This is a genomic window from Ferrovibrio terrae (assembly GCF_943371255.1).
In the GTDB taxonomy this organism is placed as follows: domain Bacteria; phylum Pseudomonadota; class Alphaproteobacteria; order Ferrovibrionales; family Ferrovibrionaceae; genus Ferrovibrio; species Ferrovibrio terrae_B.
The window spans coordinates 58,898-76,977 of the sequence record NZ_CALRUC010000004.1 but is presented as its reverse complement, the minus strand read 5'-3'; the positions used below and the strand labels follow the sequence as shown (position 1 = coordinate 76,977).

Annotated in this window: 18 protein-coding genes; 1 reads left to right on the top strand and 17 read right to left on the bottom strand. The window is 64.2% G+C overall.

Annotated elements, in window-relative coordinates; genetic code table 11:
* On the top strand, positions 1–270 hold a 270-nt coding region (locus AAG799_RS02075; RefSeq protein WP_341894126.1), incomplete at its 5' end, for an NAD(P)H-dependent oxidoreductase.
* A gap of 8 nt (positions 271–278) precedes the next feature.
* Here AAG799_RS02075 and AAG799_RS02070 read toward each other — a convergent pair.
* The 17 genes from AAG799_RS02070 to nuoG all read right to left on the bottom strand — a co-directional run bounded on the left by AAG799_RS02070 (position 279) and on the right by nuoG (position 18,063).
* Positions 279–959, bottom strand: coding sequence for an ABC transporter ATP-binding protein (locus tag AAG799_RS02070; RefSeq protein WP_341894125.1), 681 nt, complete (start codon positions 957–959; stop codon positions 279–281).
* An 89-nt stretch (positions 960–1,048) separates the two neighbouring features.
* Entirely contained in the window at positions 1,049–2,302 is a 1,254-nt protein-coding gene (locus AAG799_RS02065) for a lipoprotein-releasing ABC transporter permease subunit (RefSeq protein WP_341894124.1), read from the bottom strand.
* A 17-nt stretch (positions 2,303–2,319) separates the two neighbouring features.
* Entirely contained in the window at positions 2,320–3,645 is a 1,326-nt protein-coding gene (gene proS / locus AAG799_RS02060; RefSeq protein ID WP_341894123.1) for a proline--tRNA ligase, read from the bottom strand.
* A 105-nt stretch (positions 3,646–3,750) separates the two neighbouring features.
* Positions 3,751–4,293, bottom strand: a complete 543-nt coding sequence (locus AAG799_RS02055) for a hypothetical protein (protein WP_341894122.1) — start codon at positions 4,291–4,293, stop codon at positions 3,751–3,753.
* 344 nt (positions 4,294–4,637) lie between these two features.
* Complete coding sequence (locus tag AAG799_RS02050) at positions 4,638–4,901, bottom strand: DUF1467 family protein (protein ID WP_341894121.1); 264 nt, start codon at positions 4,899–4,901, stop codon at positions 4,638–4,640.
* 20 nt (positions 4,902–4,921) lie between these two features.
* The gene (mce, locus tag AAG799_RS02045) at positions 4,922–5,326 is read right to left on the bottom strand and encodes a methylmalonyl-CoA epimerase (protein ID WP_290816298.1); all 405 of its coding nucleotides are present in this window, start codon (positions 5,324–5,326) and stop codon (positions 4,922–4,924) included.
* A gap of 101 nt (positions 5,327–5,427) precedes the next feature.
* Positions 5,428–7,089, bottom strand: coding sequence for a ribonuclease J (locus tag AAG799_RS02040; RefSeq protein ID WP_341894120.1), 1,662 nt, complete (start codon positions 7,087–7,089; stop codon positions 5,428–5,430).
* Entirely contained in the window at positions 7,090–7,854 is a 765-nt protein-coding gene (locus AAG799_RS02035; RefSeq protein WP_341894119.1) for a type III pantothenate kinase, read from the bottom strand. It lies immediately after the preceding gene.
* Between the two features lie 12 nt (positions 7,855–7,866).
* Positions 7,867–8,604, bottom strand: a complete 738-nt coding sequence (locus AAG799_RS02030; RefSeq protein WP_341894118.1) for a biotin--[acetyl-CoA-carboxylase] ligase — start codon at positions 8,602–8,604, stop codon at positions 7,867–7,869.
* Positions 8,605–8,610: 6 nt separating this feature from the next.
* Positions 8,611–10,062, bottom strand: a complete 1,452-nt coding sequence (gene nuoN, locus AAG799_RS02025) for an NADH-quinone oxidoreductase subunit NuoN (protein ID WP_341894117.1) — start codon at positions 10,060–10,062, stop codon at positions 8,611–8,613.
* A 5-nt stretch (positions 10,063–10,067) separates the two neighbouring features.
* Positions 10,068–11,582 carry an NADH-quinone oxidoreductase subunit M gene (locus AAG799_RS02020; RefSeq protein WP_341894116.1) on the bottom strand — a complete coding sequence of 505 codons (1,515 nt, stop codon included), beginning with the start codon at positions 11,580–11,582 and terminating at the stop codon, positions 10,068–10,070.
* Positions 11,583–11,586: 4 nt separating this feature from the next.
* Positions 11,587–13,515: an NADH-quinone oxidoreductase subunit L gene (gene nuoL / locus AAG799_RS02015; protein ID WP_341894129.1), complete on the bottom strand. Its 1,929-nt coding sequence runs from the start codon at positions 13,513–13,515 to the stop codon at positions 11,587–11,589.
* A 13-nt stretch (positions 13,516–13,528) separates the two neighbouring features.
* On the bottom strand, positions 13,529–13,837 hold the full coding sequence (gene nuoK, locus AAG799_RS02010) for an NADH-quinone oxidoreductase subunit NuoK (RefSeq protein ID WP_341894115.1): 309 nt from the start codon (positions 13,835–13,837) through the stop codon (positions 13,529–13,531).
* A 2-nt stretch (positions 13,838–13,839) separates the two neighbouring features.
* Positions 13,840–14,454: an NADH-quinone oxidoreductase subunit J gene (locus AAG799_RS02005; RefSeq protein WP_341894114.1), complete on the bottom strand. Its 615-nt coding sequence runs from the start codon at positions 14,452–14,454 to the stop codon at positions 13,840–13,842.
* Between the two features lie 26 nt (positions 14,455–14,480).
* Entirely contained in the window at positions 14,481–14,969 is a 489-nt protein-coding gene (nuoI, locus tag AAG799_RS02000; protein WP_341894113.1) for an NADH-quinone oxidoreductase subunit NuoI, read from the bottom strand.
* Between the two features lie 3 nt (positions 14,970–14,972).
* Positions 14,973–16,004 carry an NADH-quinone oxidoreductase subunit NuoH gene (gene nuoH, locus AAG799_RS01995; protein ID WP_341894112.1) on the bottom strand — a complete coding sequence of 344 codons (1,032 nt, stop codon included), beginning with the start codon at positions 16,002–16,004 and terminating at the stop codon, positions 14,973–14,975.
* Positions 15,997–18,063: an NADH-quinone oxidoreductase subunit NuoG gene (gene nuoG, locus AAG799_RS01990; protein WP_341894111.1), complete on the bottom strand. Its 2,067-nt coding sequence runs from the start codon at positions 18,061–18,063 to the stop codon at positions 15,997–15,999. Before nuoG ends, nuoH begins: the two co-directional genes overlap by 8 nt.
* Positions 18,064–18,080 lie beyond the last annotated feature (17 nt).

Here is an 18,080-nt window from a genome sequence, read left to right as displayed (position 1 = left end):
TTCGCCTTCGTCTATCGCACCAAGGGCTTTCCGGAAAAGCGGCTGACCGGCCGCAGCGCCCGCGTGGTGATGACCATGGGCATGCCGGCCTTCGTCTATCGCTGGTTCTACGGCGCCCATGCCCTGCGCCTGCTCAAGCGCAACATCCTCGGCTTTGTCGGCATCGCGCCGGTGGCCGACACGATCTACGGCAGCGTCGGCACGGCCAACGAGGAGACCCGCCAGATCTGGCTGGAAGAGATGCAGGCCGCCGGCGCACGCGCCGGCTGAGCAGTCGCTCACGCCGCCTGCAGCCGGCCCTCATGCAGGGTGACCACGCGGTCCATGCGCTTGGCCAGCTCCAGGTTATGGGTGGCGATGAGCGCGCCGATGCCGCTGGTGCGCACCAGCGTGGTCAGCTCGCCGAACACGATCTCGGCGGTCTTTTCATCCAGGTTGCCGGTCGGCTCGTCCGCCAGCAGCAGATCGGGCTTGCCGACCACGGCGCGCGCAATCGCCACGCGCTGCTGCTCGCCGCCCGACAGCCGCGCCGGGCGATGGTCGAGGCGATGGCCCAGGCCCAGATGCTTCAGCAGCTCGCCGGCAGTGCGCTTGGCCTCGACAGCCCCCTGCCCGCGCACGCGCAGCGGCATGGCGGCGTTTTCCAGCGCCGAGAATTCCGGCAGCAGGTGGTGATACTGGTAGACGAAACCGAGCCGATGCCGGCGCGTCAGGGTGCGGTCGGCATCCCCCATGGCGCTGCAATCCTGCCCGCCGATGACGATGCGGCCCGACGAGGGCTGTTCCAGCAGGCCGGCGATATGCAGCAGCGTGGATTTGCCCGAGCCGGACGGGCCCAGCAGGGCGACGATCTCGCCGCGCTTCACGCTGAGGTCGACGCCGCGCAGCACGGCGATCTCCTCGCCGCCCTGTTTGAACACGCGCTGGATATTTTCGAGGGAAAGGACCGCGTCAGTCATGTAAATTTACTCCGTCGCTCCCGCGCAAGCGGGAGCCCAGTCGTGCCGTAGCCTGGATTCCCGCTTTCGCGGGAATGACGATGAGCATGTTACTCATACCGCAGGGCCTCCACCGGATCGAGGCGGGCGGCACGCCAGCTGGGATAGATCGTCGCCAGCAGGGTGAGGGTCAGGCCGATCACGACGACATAGACCACCTCGGTGCTGTCGACCTTGGCCGGCAGCTGGGAGAGGAAATAGATCTCGGCCGGGAACAGCTGCCAGCCGGTCATGGTCTGCAGCACCTGGCGGATGCTTTCGATATTGAGCGAAAACGCCAGGCCGAGCGTGAAGCCGCTGGCGGTGCCCAGCACACCGATGCTGGCGCCGGCGATCACGAACACCCGCATGATGGTGCCGCGTGCCGCCCCCATGGTGCGCAGGATGGCGATATCCCGGCCCTTGTCCTTCACCAGCATGATCATGCTGGAAATGATGTTGAAGGCCGCCACCACGATGATCAGGGTGAGGATCAGGAACATCACGTTGCGTTCCACCTCCAGCGCGCTGACGAATTGCGCATTGGCCTGCTGCCAGTCATACAGCCGGTAGTTCGGTCCCAGCCGCTGCATGATGCCGCGCGCCGCCTCGCGGGCCTTGAGCGGGTCGACCAGCCGCACCTCCACCGAATTGGCCATGTTCTGCAGGCGGAAATAGGTCTGGGCGGCCTCGAACGGCAGGTAGATGAAGCTGGAATCATATTCGAACATGCCGACATCGAAGATGGCGGCGACGCGGTAGCGCACCAGGCGCGGCACGCTGCCGAACGGCGTGGCATTGGTCTGCGGCGAGATCAGGGTGATCTGGTCGCCGACGCGCAGCCCCAGCTTGCGCGCCAGGCGGTGGCCGATCACGGCGGCATCGTCGCCCTGGAAGTCGCGCATGCTGCCTTCGCGGATGCCCTTGGCAATCGCGCTTTCCTTCATCAGGTCTTCCGGCCGCACGCCACGCACCATGACGCCGGACGAACCGCGGTCGGCGGTGGCCATCACCTGGCCCTCGATGATCGGGTTGGCCATCACCACGCCGGGCATCTTACCCACCGTGTCGGCGACGAATTCATAGTCGCGCAGGATGGGGGCGGCTTCCGACTGGATGGTGAGATGGCCGTTGAGGCCGAGGATGCGGCCCATCAGCTCGGCGCGGAAGCCGTTCATCACGCTCATCACGATGATCAGCGTCGCCACCCCCAGCATGATGCCGAGGAAGCTGAAAATCGCGATCACCGAGATGAAGCCCTCCTGCCGCCGCGCCCGTAAATACCGCAGGGCGAGCATCCATTCAAAACGCGAGAAGAAGGGCATGCGATGTCCGGAGTTGGTTACACTTTTGCGGCGGCAAGCTTGTTCAGCGCGGCGTCGACCGACAGTTCCTGCTTTTCGCCGCTGGCGCGGTTTTTCACTTCCACCGTGCCGGCCTTCACGCCGCGCGGGCCGACCGTCACCTGCCAGGGCAGGCCGATCAGGTCCATGGTGGCGAATTTGGCACCGGCGCGCTCGTCGCGGTCATCCAGCAGCACGTCGAAGCCGGCCGCCTTCAGTTTGGCATAGAGGTCTTCGCAGGCCGCATCGCAATCGGCATCGCCGACCTTGAGGTTGATCAGGCCGACATGGAAGGGTGCCACGCTCATCGGCCAGATGATACCGGCCTCGTCATGGCTTGCCTCGATGATGCCGCCGACCAGGCGCGACACGCCGACGCCGTAGGAACCCATTTCCAATGTAATGGACTCGCCACCGGGACCCTGCACGACAGCGCCCATCGGCTTGGAATACTTGGTGCCGAAATAGAAGATATGGCCGACCTCGATACCGCGGGCCGCCACCTGGCGCTCCTTGGGCAGCGCCTCGAAGCGGGCGGCATCGTGCTTTTCCTCGGTCGCCGCATAGGGCGCGGTCCAGGAATCCACGATGGGCTGCAGGTCGCTGTTGTAATCCACGCCCTCGCCCAGCACGTCGCGCTCGATCAGTGCCTTGTCGCAGAACACGCCGCTCTCGCCGGTCTCGGCCAGCACAATGAATTCATGGCTGAGGTCGCCGCCGATCGGGCCGGTATCGGCCTGCATCGGGATCGCCTTCAGGCCCAGGCGGGCGAAGGTGCGCAGATAGGCGACGAACATGCGGTTGTAGGACCGACGCGCGGCAGCCTGGTCGAGATCGAAGGAATAGGCATCCTTCATCAGGAATTCACGGCCGCGCATGACGCCGAAGCGCGGGCGCACCTCGTCGCGGAATTTCCACTGGATGTGGTAGAGGATCTTCGGCAGGTCGCGATAGCTCTTGAATTCCGTCGCGATGATGTCGGTGAGCATTTCCTCGTTGGTCGGGCCATACAGCATCGGCCGCTCATGGCGGTCGGTGATGCGCAGCATCTCCTTGCCGTAATCCTCATAGCGGCCGCTCTTCTGCCACAGCTCGGCCGACTGGATGGTCGGCATCAGCAGTTCCTGGGCGCCGGCGTTGTCCTGCTCCTCGCGCACGATCTGCTCGATCTTCTTCAGCACGCGATGGCCGAGCGGCAGCCAGGCATAGATGCCGGCGGCGGTCTGGCGCACCATACCGGCGCGCAGCATCAGCCGGTGACTGACGATCTGGGCTTCGGAGGGGTTTTCCTTGAGAACGGGCAGGAAGAAACTGCTGAGCCGCATAGGTGGGTTATCCTGAATGATCGTGCGGTGATGGCGGGATAATGGGGCGTTTTTAAGGCCCAGCCTTCCTGGCTGCAATGGCCCCCCGCTCGCAATGGCTTGAGGCTAGCGCTTCTGGGCCGGCGGCTTGGCCAGGTATTCCCGGCAGGCCACGGCGACGGCATCCTCGGTCGGCGGTTCCAGCGGCTTGCCGTTGAAGGCCAGCTTGCCGCTCATCGGATCGATGCTGAGCGTGGCGATCCTGAGCCGGGATTCCTCTTTCACCGCAGTCGGCACCTGTGGAAGCCCAGGCAGGCCGCTGAGCGGCATGCGGATCGGCAGGTCGATCATGCCGTCCAGCGGCAGCGGATTGCTGCCCGGCAGGTCGGCCGGGGCGATGGGCCGGCCTTTGGAATCGACATCGCGGCCGGGCTGGTAATTCACATCCGGCGCCGGCTGGTGCGCGGTGACCATGCCGCGCTGGGCCAGCAGCCGGCGGCAGTCCGCCGCATTGAGGCTGACCACGACGGGCAGATCCTTTGACTCAGCGGGTTTGGCCGAGTCGGCGGCTTTTTGCGGCGGTTTCGTAGGCTGACTACCCGTCTGGGCCATCGTCGCCACGGGTAGCAGCAGCAGTCCGAGCAGGCAGGTGGTCGGAATCCGGAGCATTTGAGTACCCTGTACCGGCATTATTACCATTTTGTTAGGAGGTCATAACTTTTTGGATGACAACGCTTTCATCATTCGGTATAGAAAATACGCAACCGCTTGGTAACAGGCGGCCCAAGTCTGGGGAGGCTTAAACTTACCCGTGCGAGACGGGGTCCGGAGCGAGGCATGTCCTTGCTCCTTTCTTTTTTGTGCATACCCCTTCGCAAAACTGCAGCCTCAGGTAGAGCGATTTTATCGCTCCCCGCCCCCGCCCAGGGCTTTGCCCCGGCAGACTGACCCAGAACCGTCCTGATCTGAAAATCTGGTCTGAAAATGGCCCCTGCCGCGCCCCGGCGAGTCGCTCAGAAGCGACGGCCGAGCAGGTCGTTCAGGCCGAGCAGGTCGTAGGTGCCGACCAGGTAATAGACGCCGAACAGCACGCAGCTGATCGCGAAGGTCAGCAGGAACTTGAAGCCGATGCGCGGATTGAGCGGCGCCGATGAGGCATGGCCGGGTTCAACCTCGGCGCCGACATCCTGCGCGGTCTTCACGCCGATCGGCAGCACGCAGAACAGCGTGAGCATATAGATCAGCGCGAAGGCGACGAGGTTGTTGTACCAACTCATGACGATGTCCCCGGCCCCGCTCAGACCTGTTCGATCTCGACCAGCGTGCCGGCGAAATCCTTGGGATGCAGGAACAGCACCGGCTTGCCATGGGCACCGATCTTCGGCTCGCCATCGCCCAGCACGCGGGCGCCCTGCGCCTTCAGCCGGTCGCGCGCGGCGATGATGTCTTCCACCTCGTAGCAGACATGGTGCATGCCGCCCGAGGGATTGTTGGCGAGGAACTTGGCAATCGTCGAACCCTCGCCCAGCGGATGCAGCAGCTCAATCTTGGTGTTGGGCAGCTCGACGAACACCACCGTCACGCCGTGATCCGGCTGCGCCAGCGGCGCCGAGACCTTGGCGCCGAGCGTATCGGCATACATGGCGGCGGCGGCGGCAAGGTCGGGGACGGCAATGGCAACGTGGTTGAGGCGGCCGATCATGGATGCGGTTTCCCTGCTGGTCTTTTCTGCAGCGCAATATGGGGCCGAAAGCGGCGGCGGGCAAGCGGACCTAAAGTCGCAGCCGGTTCAGGCAGTTGCCCTTAAGTCAGGCGCAGCACATGCACCTGGATCACCGGCTTGCGGCCGTTCAGGCCCTTCAGATAGGCGCGCACGGCACGCTGGGCCACCTGTTCCAGTGCCGCATCCTCGCGCTGCGGCCCGGGGCGCAGCTTGTCGATGGCATCGGCAATATCCTCGGCGATATCGGCATCCACCTCGTCGGGCTCGAAATTCACCACACCCGCCATGCTGACCTGCGGCGGCGCCTGCAGCAGTCCGTCGCGGTCGACCGCCAGGCTGACGGTGACCGAGCCGTTGAAGGCAAGCTTGCGCCGCATCTGCAGGGTGCCGCCCTGGATCGGGATCAGTTCGTCGCCGTCGATCGCCAGCCGGCCGGCCGGCACCTGCTCCACCACATCGGGCTCGCCCGGCGCCAGCCGGATCAGGTCGCCGTTGCGCGGCACGATGCCATGCGGCACCTGCAGGCTCTGGGCAAAGCGCGCATGTTCGACCAGATGGCGCGGCTCGCCATGCACCGGCACGGCGATCTGCGGCCGGACCATGGCATACATCTCGGCCAGTTCGTCGCGCGAGGGATGCCCCGAGACATGCACGAAGGCATCCTTCTCGCTGATCACCTCGATGCCGCGCAGCACCAGTTCATTGTGCAGCTTGAACAGCGTGCGCTCGTTGCCGGGAATGATCTTGGAGGAAAACACCACGGTATCGCCGGGCGACACCACCACATGCGGATGGCTGCCGAAGGCGATGCGGGCCATGGCGCCGCGCGGCTCGCCCTGGCAGCCGGTGCAGATATACATGATCTTCTCGCGCGGCAGGAAGCCGGCCTCGCGTTCATCCACCTGGTTGGGGATATGCTTGAGGTAGCCGTTCTCCTGCGCCGCCGCGATGAAGCGGTGCATCGAGCGGCCGATCAGGCAGACATGGCGGCCGAGTTCGACCGCCACGGCAAACAGGGTTTCCAGCCGGGCGAGATTCGATGAGAAGGTGGTGACCGCGATACGGCCGGGCTTGTCGCGCAGCAGCGGGATCAGACTGTCATGCACCTCGCCTTCCGAGCCCGAGGTGCCGCGGCTGAACACATTGGTGCTGTCGCAGACCAGCGCCAGCACGCCTCGGTCGCCATAGCCGCGCAGCGCCTCGATCTCGGTCTTCGGCCCCAGCATGGGGCGCGGGTCGAGTTTCCAGTCGCCGGTATGCAGCACCACGCCGCGTGGCGTCTCGATGGCCAGCGCCTGGCTCTCCGGCGTCGAATGGGTGATGTTCATCGAGCGGATCTTGAACGGCCCCAGCTCGATCAGGTCGCCCGGCTCGTAGATATGCAGCGGCACATCGTCGACCATGCCCTTCTCGGCCAGCTTGCGACGCAGCACGCTGGCGGCAAAGCCGGTGGCCCAGACCGGACATTGCAGGTCGTCCCAGCAATGGCTGATGGCGCCGAGATGATCCTCATGGGCATGGGTGAGCACGATGCCGAGCAGCTGGTCGCGGCGGTCGGCGATCCAGGTGACATCGGGCACCACCATGTCGACGCCCGGCATGGCATCGTCGGCGAAGCTGGTGCCGAGATCGACCATGATCCATTGGTCGTTATAGCCATAGAGATTGAGATTCATCCCGATCTCGTTCACGCCGCCAAGCGGCAGGAAATACAGGCTGTCTTTTTTGAGGCGGACTGACATTTATTGCGTACTACGCCGGTAGATCTCGATCAGGCCGCGCACGGTGATATCGGGCACATTCTGCTCGATCACATCGGTGGAACCATCAAAGACCGGGGCGAGGCCGCCGGTGGAGATCACCTTCATCGGCCGACCGAACTCGGCGCGAATACGGCTCACGATGCCGTCGATCAGGCCGACATAGCCCCAGAACACGCCGGAATGCATGCAGGCGACCGTGGTGGTGCCGATCACGCTCTGCGGCTTCTCGACCACGATGCGCGGCAGCAGGGCCGTGGCGCTCACCAGCGCCTCGATGGAGAGATTGATGCCCGGCGCGATCACGCCGCCGCAGTAACTGCCCTCCTCGTCCACCACGTCGAAGGTGGTGGCGGTGCCGAAATCGACCACGATCAGCGGCGTCTTGGGGAACATCACGCTGGCACCCACGGTGTTGCAGATGCGGTCGGCGCCGGCACCGGCGCCCTTGATCTGGATGCCGTATTTCACATTGGGTTCGCCCAGCACCAGCGGCTCGGTCTCGAAATAGCGGGTACAGAGCCGGCGCAGGTTGAAGGTGGCCTGCGGCACCACGCTGGCGATGATGGCGCTGCGCACGCTTTTCGGGTTGATGCCCTCGATCTGCATCAGCTGCAGCAGCCAGACGGCATGCTCATCCGCCGTGCGCATGGCCGAGGTATGCTGGCGCCATTCGCCGACAATGCGGTCGCCGTCGATGACGCCGAACTTGACGTTGGTGTTGTTGGCATTGATGGCGAGCAGCATGGCGCGTCCTCTTCAGCCGGCCGGGAACACATCGCCGGCGGTCACAGTCTGACGCCGGCCGTCGGGCATTTCCAGTATAAGCGCGCCGCCTTCGTCCAAGGCGACGAAGACACCGTGCAATTCACGGTCCGGCAGGCGCACGACGGCGGGCAGGCCCAGACCCTGCGCGCGTTTCAGCCAGGCCGCACGCACCGGCGCAAAGCCTTCGGCCTGCCAGCGGCCATACCAGTAGCCAAAGCGCGCCAGCAGCCAGGGCGCGAAATCCTGCGGCGACAGGCTGGTGCCATGGGCGGCAAGGGAGGTGACCGCATAAGGCGTATCGGCCGGATGCCAGGCGAGATTCACGCCGATGCCGACCGTGACCCAGTCGAGCTTGCCATCCGGCGCAGTGCGCGATTCCAGCAGGATGCCGGCGATCTTGGCGCCGTTCACCAGCACATCGTTCGGCCATTTGCAGGTGATCGCCGGGCCGAGCTGGGGTGCGGCGAGTTCGAGCGCCTCGGCCAGCACAATGGCGGTGAGGAAGGACAATGTCGCGGCCTGCGCCGGCGAAGCCTTGGGGCGCAGCAGCAGAGAGAGAAAAAGATTGCCCGGTGGCGATTCCCAGGCGCGGCCGCGGCGGCCGCGGCCGGCGGTCTGCTGCTTCGCCAGCACCGCGAGCCCCTCCGCCGCGCCGGTCTCGGCCTGGCGGCGGATTTCCTCATTGGTGCTGTCGAGGCTGTCGAATGCCCGGAGCGTCCAGGCTGTCATGCCATCTTACGGGAACAGGGCCTTGGCGGCGACGCCCGCCATGTTCAGCAGCGGCGCCGGCCAGATGAAGAACAGCATGGTGAAGAGTCCGGTCACGGTCATCACCGCGCCGAGTTCGCCGCGCACCGGCTTGGCCAGCGGCTCGGCGGCCTCGTCGAAATACATCAGCTTGACGATGCGCAGGTAGTAGTAGGCACCCACCACCGAGCTGAGCACACCGATCACGGCCAGCGTATAGAGGCCGGCATTGATGGCGGCCATGAAGATGTAGAACTTGCCGAAGAAGCCAGCCAACGGCGGCACGCCGGCGAGCGAGAACATGAAGGCGGCGAGTAGCAAAGCCATGCCCGGATGGGTCTTGGCCAGGCCGGCGAGATCGTTCACGCCCTCCACCATCTGGTCCTTCTGGCGCATGGCGAGGATGCAGGCAAAGGTGCCGACATTCATGGCCAGATAGATCGCCAGATAGATCAGAATGCCGCGCACGCCCTCTTCGGTGCCCGAGGCCAGGCCGATCAGGGCATAGCCGACATGGCCGATGGAGGAATAGGCCATCAGGCGCTTGATGTTGGTCTGAGCGATGGCAGCGAAGGCACCCAGCAGCATGCTGAGTGCGCTGACCACGATGATGATCTGCTGCCAGTCATGGGCGATCTCGCCGAACGGCGTGAGGATGGCGCGCACGAACAGCGCCATGGCGGCGATCTTCGGTGCCACGGCAAAGAAGGCGGTCACCGGCGTCGGCGCGCCTTCATAGACATCGGGCGTCCACATATGGAAGGGCACGGCCGAGACCTTGAAGGCGAGACCCGCCGAAAGGAACACGATGCCGACCACCAGGCCGATGGAGGCATGGCCCCCGCCTGCCCCGGCCAGCGCCTTGGCGATCAGCGGGAAGCTGGTCGAGCCGGCGAAGCCGTAGATCATCGAGGCGCCGTAGAGCAACATGCCGGACGACAGCGCGCCGAGCACGAAATACTTCAGGCCGGCCTCGGTGGCGCGACCGGAATCGCGCTTGAAGGCGGCCAGCACATAGAGCGACAGCGACTGCAGCTCGAGCCCGAGATAGAGCGCGATCAGGTCGTTGGCCGAGACCATCATCAGCATGCCGGTGGTGGCCAGCAGGATCAGCACCGGATATTCGAACCGCTCCATGCGCTCGTAGCGGATATAGCCGAGCGACAGCACGATGGAGAAGGCCGAGCCGAGCAGGATCAGCACCTTGGCGAAACGGCCGAAGCCATCGGCAATGAACAGGCCGCCGAAGGTGGTTTCGGTGGCGGCCGGCTGCATAACGACCAGCAGCACGGTGACGGCAAGCGCCGCCACGCTAAACCAGGCGACCAGGCGGGTCGAGCCGTCGCCCTTGAAGACGCCGAGCATCAGCAGCGCCATGGCAGACAGCGCGAGCCAGAGTTCCGGATAGGCGGGCGCGAGGGCGGGCAGAGTCACGGTCAAAACTCCTAACGGGCAGCGGTCGCGATCGCCTTGGCGGCGGCGAGCGCGGTCTGGTGCTGGTCGAGCAGATGCTTGACCGAGGCGGCCATGACATCAAAGAACGGCGCCGGGTAGATACCCATCCACAGCGTCATGATCACCAGCGGCGCGAAGATGGCGATCTCGCGCGGGGTGAGGTCGAGCATGGCCTTGAGGTCGGACTTGGTCAGTTCACCGAAGACCACGCGACGATAGAGATACAGCGCGTAGGCGGCGGCGAAGATCACACCCGAGGTGGCGATCAGCGCCACCCAGGTGTTGGCCTGGAAGGCGCCAACCAGCGTCAGCAACTCGCCGACGAAACCGCCGGTGCCCGGCAGGCCGACATTGGCCATGGTGAACAGCATGAAGACGGCTGCGTATTTCGGCATGTTGTTGGCGAGGCCGCCATAGCGTGCGATCTCGCGGGTATGCAGGCGGTCATAGACCACGCCGACGCAGAGGAACAGCGCACCGGAGATGATGCCGTGGCTCAGCATCTGGAAAATGGCGCCTTCGATGCCCTGGGTGTTGAAGGCGAAGATGCCCATGGTGACGAAGCCCATATGCGCCACCGAGGAATAGGCGATCAGCTTCTTCATGTCTTCCTGCACCAGCGCCACCAGCGAGGCATAGACGATGGCGACGACCGACAGCGTGAAGACGAAGGGCGCGAAGTATTCCGAGGCAATCGGGAACATCGGCAGCGAGAAGCGCAGGAAGCCGTAGCCGCCCATCTTCAGCAGCACGGCGGCCAGGATCACCGAACCGGCGGTGGGCGCCTCCACGTGGGCATCAGGCAGCCAGGTATGCACCGGCCACATCGGCATCTTCACCGCGAACGAGGCGAAGAAGGCCAGCCACAGCCAGGTCTGCGCCTGGCCTGAGAACAGCCCGGTCTTCATCAGGCTCGGGATGTCGGTCGTGCCGGCGATGAAATACATGTAGAGCAGCGCCAGCAGCAGCAGCACCGAGCCGAGCAGCGTGTAGAGGAAGAACTTGAAGCTGGCATAGATGCGGCGCTTGCCGCCCCAGATGCCGATGATCAGGAACATCGGGATCAGGCCGGCTTCGAACATCAGGTAGAACAGCACCAGATCCAGCGCGCAGAACACGCCAATCATCAGGGTTTCCATGACCAGGAAGGCGATCATGTATTCCTTGACGCGATGCTCGATGGCTTCCCAGCTGGCCAGGATGCAGAACGGCATCAGGAAGGTGGTCAGGATGACGAACAGCATGGAAATGCCGTCGACACCCATATGGTAGTTGATGCCGGCGCCGATCCAGGCGTGCTTTTCGACGAACTGGAAGGCCGCCGTGCTGTTGTCGAAATTCAGCCAGATTAGCAGCGAGACGGCAAAGGTGATCGTGGTGGTCCACAGCGCCACCGAACGGGCGTTGCGGGCCACAATCTCCTCAGGCCCGCGCGCCAGGAAAATGAAGGCGGCGCCGACCAGCGGCAGGAAGGTGACGATCGACAGCAAGGGCATGCTCGACATCGGATTAGTGCCCCATCGCACTGAAGAAATAGGTCACCAGCGCCGCCACGCCGATCAGCATGGCAAAGGCATAGTGATAGACATAACCGGTCTGCAGGATGCTGGCGCGCCGGGCCAGCCGGATCACGGTGGCGGCAAAGCCATCGGGGCCCAGCCCGTCGATGATCTTGCCATCGCCGCCCTTCCACAGCACCCGGCCGAGCCAGAAGGCCGGGCGCACGAAGATGCGGTCATACAGCTCGTCGAAATACCACTTGTTCAGCAGGAAGCTGTGCAGCAGCGGCTGCTGCGCGGCGGCACGATGCGGCAGGCTGGTATCGCGGATATAGGCGATCCAGGCGATGAAGATGCCGATGATGCCGACAATGATCGGGCCGACCTTGACCAGGAAGGGCACGTGATGCGCCTCTTCCATCGCCTTGTGATTGTCGAGGATCAGGATCGAGCTGCCCCAGAATTCCTTCCAGTGATGGCCGATAAAGCCGTCGTGGAAAGCGAAGCCGGCAAAGACCGCGCCGATCGCCAGCACCACCAGCGGCGCCAGCATGATCATCGGGCTTTCATGCACATGCTCCATCACATGATGGTCGGCGCGCGGCTTGCCATGGAAGGTCATGAAGATCAGGCGCCAGGAGTAGAAGGCGGTCAGGATCGCCGCGGCCATACCCATGATATAGGCATACTGTCCGACGCCGCCGGCGGCATAGGCCACTTCCAGGATCATGTCCTTGGAGTAATAGCCGGCGAAGATCGGGAAGCCGGCCAGCGCGAGGCTGCCGATCCACATCATCACATAGGTGACCTTGATGTGTTTCCACAACCCGCCCATGCGGCGCATGTCCTGCTCGCCATCGACGGCATGGATCACCGAGCCGGCGCCGAGGAACAGCAGCGCCTTGAAGAAGGCATGGGTGAAGAGATGGAAGATCGCGGCCGGATAGGCCGAGACGCCGAGCGCGAAGAACATGTAGCCGAGCTGCGAGCAGGTCGAATAGGCGATCACGCGCTTGATGTCGTTCTGCGCCAGGCCAACCGTGGCGGCGAAGAAAGCGGTGCTGGCGCCGACCACGGCGACGATGGCGAGCGTATCGGGCGCATATTCGAACAGCGGCGAGCAGCGCGCCACCATGAAGACCCCGGCGGTCACCATGGTCGCGGCATGGATCAGCGCCGATACCGGCGTCGGGCCTTCCATCGCGTCCGGCAGCCAGGTGTGCAGGCCGAGCTGGGCCGACTTGCCCATGGCGCCGAGGAACAGCAGGAAGGTGGCCACCGTGAGAATGTCCCAGTCCTTCCACAGGAAATGGAAGGTCTTGCCGGCCAGCGCCGGGGCGGCACCGAACACGGCATCGAAATTCACCGAATTGGTGGCAAGGAACAGCGCCATGATGCCGAGCGCGAAGCCGAAATCGCCGACGCGGTTGACCACGAAGGCCTTGATCGCGGCGGCATTGGCGGTCGGCTTGTGATACCAGAAGCCGATCAGCAGATAGGAGGCCAGACCGACGCCTTCCCAGCCCATATAGAGCTGCACGAAGTTGTCCGCCGTGATCAGCATCAGCATGGCGAAGGTGAACAGCGACAGATAGGCGAAGAAACGCGGGCGATGCGGATCGTGGCTCATATAGCCGACGCTGTAGACATGCACCACGGCCGAGACGGTGTTGACCACCACCAGCATGACGGCGGTGAGCTGGTCGATCTTCAGCGCCCAGTCGACGCTGAAGCTGCCGGAGTCGATCCAGTCGAGCACCTTGATGGTGACGACCATGCCCTTGGAGATCACCAGGTAGAAGGCGACCCAGGACAGGATGGCCGAGATGATGACCGCCACGCAGGTCACGGCCATCGAGGCCGCATCACCGATGCGACGGCCGAACAGGCCGGCGATGATGGCGGCCAGCAGCGGCAGGAAAACGATCAGATGGTACATCGTCATCGCCGCCTCAGCCCTTCATCATATTGATATCTTCAACCGCGATGGTGCCGCGGTTGCGGAAATAGACCACCAGGATCGCCAGGCCGATGGCGGCCTCGCCGGCGGCAACGGTCAGCACGAACAGCGCGAACACCTGACCGACCAGATCGTTCAGATGGGTGGAAAACGCCACCAGGTTGATGTTGACGGCGAGCAGCATCAGCTCGACCGACATCAGGATGACGATGACGTTCTTGCGGTTGAGGAAGATGCCGACGATCCCGAGCGTGAACAGGATCGCGGCAACCGTGAGATAGTGTCCAAGGCCGATGGTCATGGTCAGATACCCTTCCCCGTCTCGACCTTCTTGATCTCCACCGCATCTTCGCGCAGGCGGTTGACCTGCTCGGAGATGCTCTGGCGCTTCACGCCGGGGCGCGTGCGCAACGTCAGTACGATGGCGCCGATCATGGCGACCAGCAGGATCAGGCCCGCGCCCTGGAACAGGTAGATGTATTTCGTGTAGATCACCGCGCCGAGCGCATGGGTGTTGGTGGTCTGGGTCAGCGCCGGGATCGGGTCAGTGCCGGCCGACAGCGCCGCCGGGGTCAGCACCCAGCCGCCCAGCACCAGCGCCAGTTCAATCAGCAGGATGGCGCCGATCAGGCCGCCGATCGGCAGATACTGCAGGAAGCCCTGGCGCAGTTCGACGAAGTTGATGTCGAGCATCATGACGACGAACAGGAACAGCACGGCGACGGCGCCGACATAGACGATCACCAGGATCATGCCGAGGAATTCGGCGCCCATCAGCACGAACAGCCCGGCCGCATTGAAGAAGGCCAGGATCAGGAACAGCACGCTGTGCACCGGGTTGCGCGAAGCAATCACCATGAAGCCGGATGCCACGGTGATGGCTGCGAACAGATAGAAGGCCAGAGCCTGGATAATCATCGTCTACCCCCTCGCCTGCGGCGCGCTCAACGGTACGGCGCGTCCGCGGCGATGTTCCGCGAAATCTCGTATTCCCAGCGCTCGCCGTTGGCGAGCAGCTTGGCCTTGTCATAAAACAGTTCTTCACGCGTCTCGGTGGCGAATTCGAAATTCGGTCCCTCGACGATGGCATCCACCGGGCAGGCTTCCTGGCAGAAGCCGCAGTAGATGCACTTGGTCATGTCGATGTCGTAGCGCGTGGTGCGGCGCGAGCCGTCATCGCGCGGCTCGGCCTCGATGGTGATGGCCTGGGCCGGGCAGATCGCCTCGCAGAGCTTGCAGGCGATGCAGCGCTCTTCGCCATTGGCGTAGCGGCGCAGCGCATGCTCGCCGCGGAAGCGCGGACCGAGCGGGCCTTTTTCATAGGGATAGTTCACGGTGGCGCGCGGCTTGAACATGTAGGAGAAGGTCAGGCCGAGGCCCTTGACCAGTTCCCACAGGAAGATCGAACGAGCGCCGCGATCGAGTAAAGCCATGGCTTAGACCCCTTTCGGCAGCAGATCGAAGGCGAGCAGAACGCCAGCGGTCAGCACCACCCAGAACAGAGAGAACGGCAGGAACACCTTCCAGCCCAGACGCATCAGTTGGTCGTAGCGGTAGCGCGGCACGGTGGCGCGCACCCAGATGAACACGAACAGCAGCACGAAAATCTTGAGGCAGAACCAGACGATGCCCGGGATCCAGTTGAGCGGCGCGATGTCCATCGGCGGCAGCCAGCCGCCCAGGAACAGGATCGTGGTCATGCCGGACATCAGGATCATGTTGGCGTATTCGCCGAGGAAGAACAGCGCAAAGGCCATCGACGAATATTCGACCTGGTAGCCGGCGACCAGCTCGGCTTCGGCTTCCGGCAGATCGAAGGGATGCCGGTTGGTCTCGGCCAGCGCCGAGATGAAGAAGACGATGAACATCGGGAAGAGCGGAATGGCGAACCACACCGTCTTCTGGGCGTTCACGATGGCGCTGAGATTCAGCGAGCCGACGCAGAGCAGCACGGAGATGATGACGAAGCCCATCGAGACTTCGTAGGACACCATCTGGGCCGAGGAACGCAGCGCGCCGAGGAAGGCGTAGCGCGAATTCGACGACCAGCCGGCGATGATGATGCCGTAGACGCCCAGCGAGGAGATGGCGAACAGGTACAGCACGCCGACATTGATGTTGGCGATCACCCAGCCGTCAGACACCGGGATCACCGCCCAGGCGATCAGCGCCAGGATGAAGGTGATGCAGGGCGCGGCGATGAACAGGAACTTGTTCGCGCCCGACGGGATGATGGTTTCCTTGAAGATCAGCTTGGCGGCATCGGCAAAGGGCTGCAGCAGGCCGAACGGCCCAACCACGTTGGGGCCCATGCGCAGCGACATCGCCGCCAGCACCTTGCGCTCCATCAGGGTCAGATAGGCGACCGCGATCAGCAGCGGCACCGTCAGCATCAGGATATGGACAAGGATCAGGCCGCCCGGGAAGACGTAGCCGGTCCAGAGTGTTTGCCAGAGCGACTCAGTCATGGGTACCCGTCTTCGGCTGAGTGATGCCGCGTGCGATGGCGGAGCATTCGGCCATGGTGGCCGAAGCGCGCGCGATCGGATTGGTCAGGTAGAAATCGGCGACCGCCGACACGAAGGGCGCATCGGTGACGGCACCGGCGGTGCCAAACGCGCCCCAGGCCGCGGTGGTCAGCTTGTCGACGGCGGCGAAATGCGGTGCCAGCTGCAGCATGCGACGGCGCAACATGCCAAGATTGTCGTAAGCCAGCTTGTGGCCCAGCGGCTCGGACAGCGCGCGAATGATCGACCAATCTTCACGCGCATCGCCCGGAGGCGCCGCGGCGCGACGGCCGAGCTGCACGCGACCCTCGGTATTCACCCAGGTGGCGTCCTTCTCGACATAGGCCGCACCCGGCAGGATCACATCGGCGCGCTTGGCACCGGCATCGCCATGGCTGCCCTGATAGACCACGAAGGCGGAACCGAGCTTCGTCGTGTCGATCTCGTCGGCGCCGAGCAGGTAGACCGCCTTGATCTCGCCGGCCTGCGCGCCGGCCAGAATGCCGGCCACGTCCTTGCCAGCCTGGCCCGGAACAAAGCCCAGATCGAGGGCGCCGACGCGGGCGGCAGCGGTGTGCAGCATGTTGAAGCCGTTCCAGCCATCCTTGACTAGGCCGAGGCTGTCGGCGACTTGCTTCGCCAGCGCCAGCACGGCGGCGCCATCGGCGCGGGCAATGGCGCCCTGGCCCAGGATCAGCATCGGCTTCTGCGCGGTCTTCAGCACTTCGGCAAAGGCATGGCGGCCTTCGGCGATGTCTTTCAGCGTCGCGGCGCCGGCGCCGAGATAGTCATACTTGTAGGTCAGCTGCGGCTGCTCGCTGCTGATCAGCGCGATTTTCACCTTGCCGGTGAGCGAGCGCTTGCGGATGCGGGCATTGATGAGGGCGGCTTCGCGGCGCGGATTGCTGCCGACGATCAGGATCGCATCGGCTTCTTCAATGCCGGCAATGCCGCTGTTGAAGATATAGCCGGCGCGGGTCGAGGCATCGATCCTGGCGCCATCCTGACGGCAATCGAGATGGGGCGAACCCAGCTTTTCCATCAGGTCTTTCAGCGCGGTGACGCTTTCGGCGCAAGCAAGATCGCCGGCGATGGCGGCGATCTGGCTGCCCTGCAGGCCCTTCAGGCCGGCGGCGACGGCGGCAAACGCCTCGTTCCAGGTGGCTTCCTGCAGCTTGCCGTTCTTGCGCACATAGGGGCGGTCCAGACGGCGGGTCTTGAGGCCGTCATAGGCGAAGCGGCTCTTGTCCGACAGCCATTCCTCGTTGACGTCCTCGTTCACGCGCGGCAGCACGCGCATCACTTCGCGGCCGCGCACATCGACGCGGATATTGGCGCCGACCGCATCCATCGCATCGATGGTCTCGGTCTTGCGCAATTCCCAGGCGCGGGCCGTGAAGGCATAGGGCTTGGAGGTGAGCGCACCCACCGGGCAGAGATCGATCACGTTGCCCGACAGCTCGGACGTCATCGCCTGCTCGAGATAGGTGGTGATCTGCATGTCCTCGCCGCGGCCGATGGCGCCGAGTTCCGGCACGCCGGCCACTTCCTGCGCAAAGCGCACGCAGCGGGTGCAGTGGATGCAGCGGGTCATCACCGTCTCGACCAGCGGACCCATATACTTGTCGTTCACCGCGCGCTTGTTCTCGTCGTAGCGCGAGGCACCCTTGCCGTAGCCCATCGACTGGTCCTGCAGGTCGCATTCGCCACCCTGGTCGCAGATCGGGCAATCCAGCGGATGATTGATCAGCAGGAATTCCATCACGCCTTCGCGGGCCTTCTTGACCAGCGGCGTGTCGGTCTTGATCACCATGTTGTCGGCGGCCGGCATGGCGCAGGAGGCGATCGGCTTCGGCGCCTTCTCCTGCTCGACCAGGCACATGCGGCAGTTGCCGGCGATGGTGAGGCGCTCGTGGTAGCAGAAGCGCGGGATTTCCTTGCCGGCCAGCTCGCAAGCCTGCAGCACGGTGGTGCCCGGCTCGACCGTTACCTGAATGCCGTCGATGGTCAACGTGGGCATTGCTTCGCCTTCCCCCG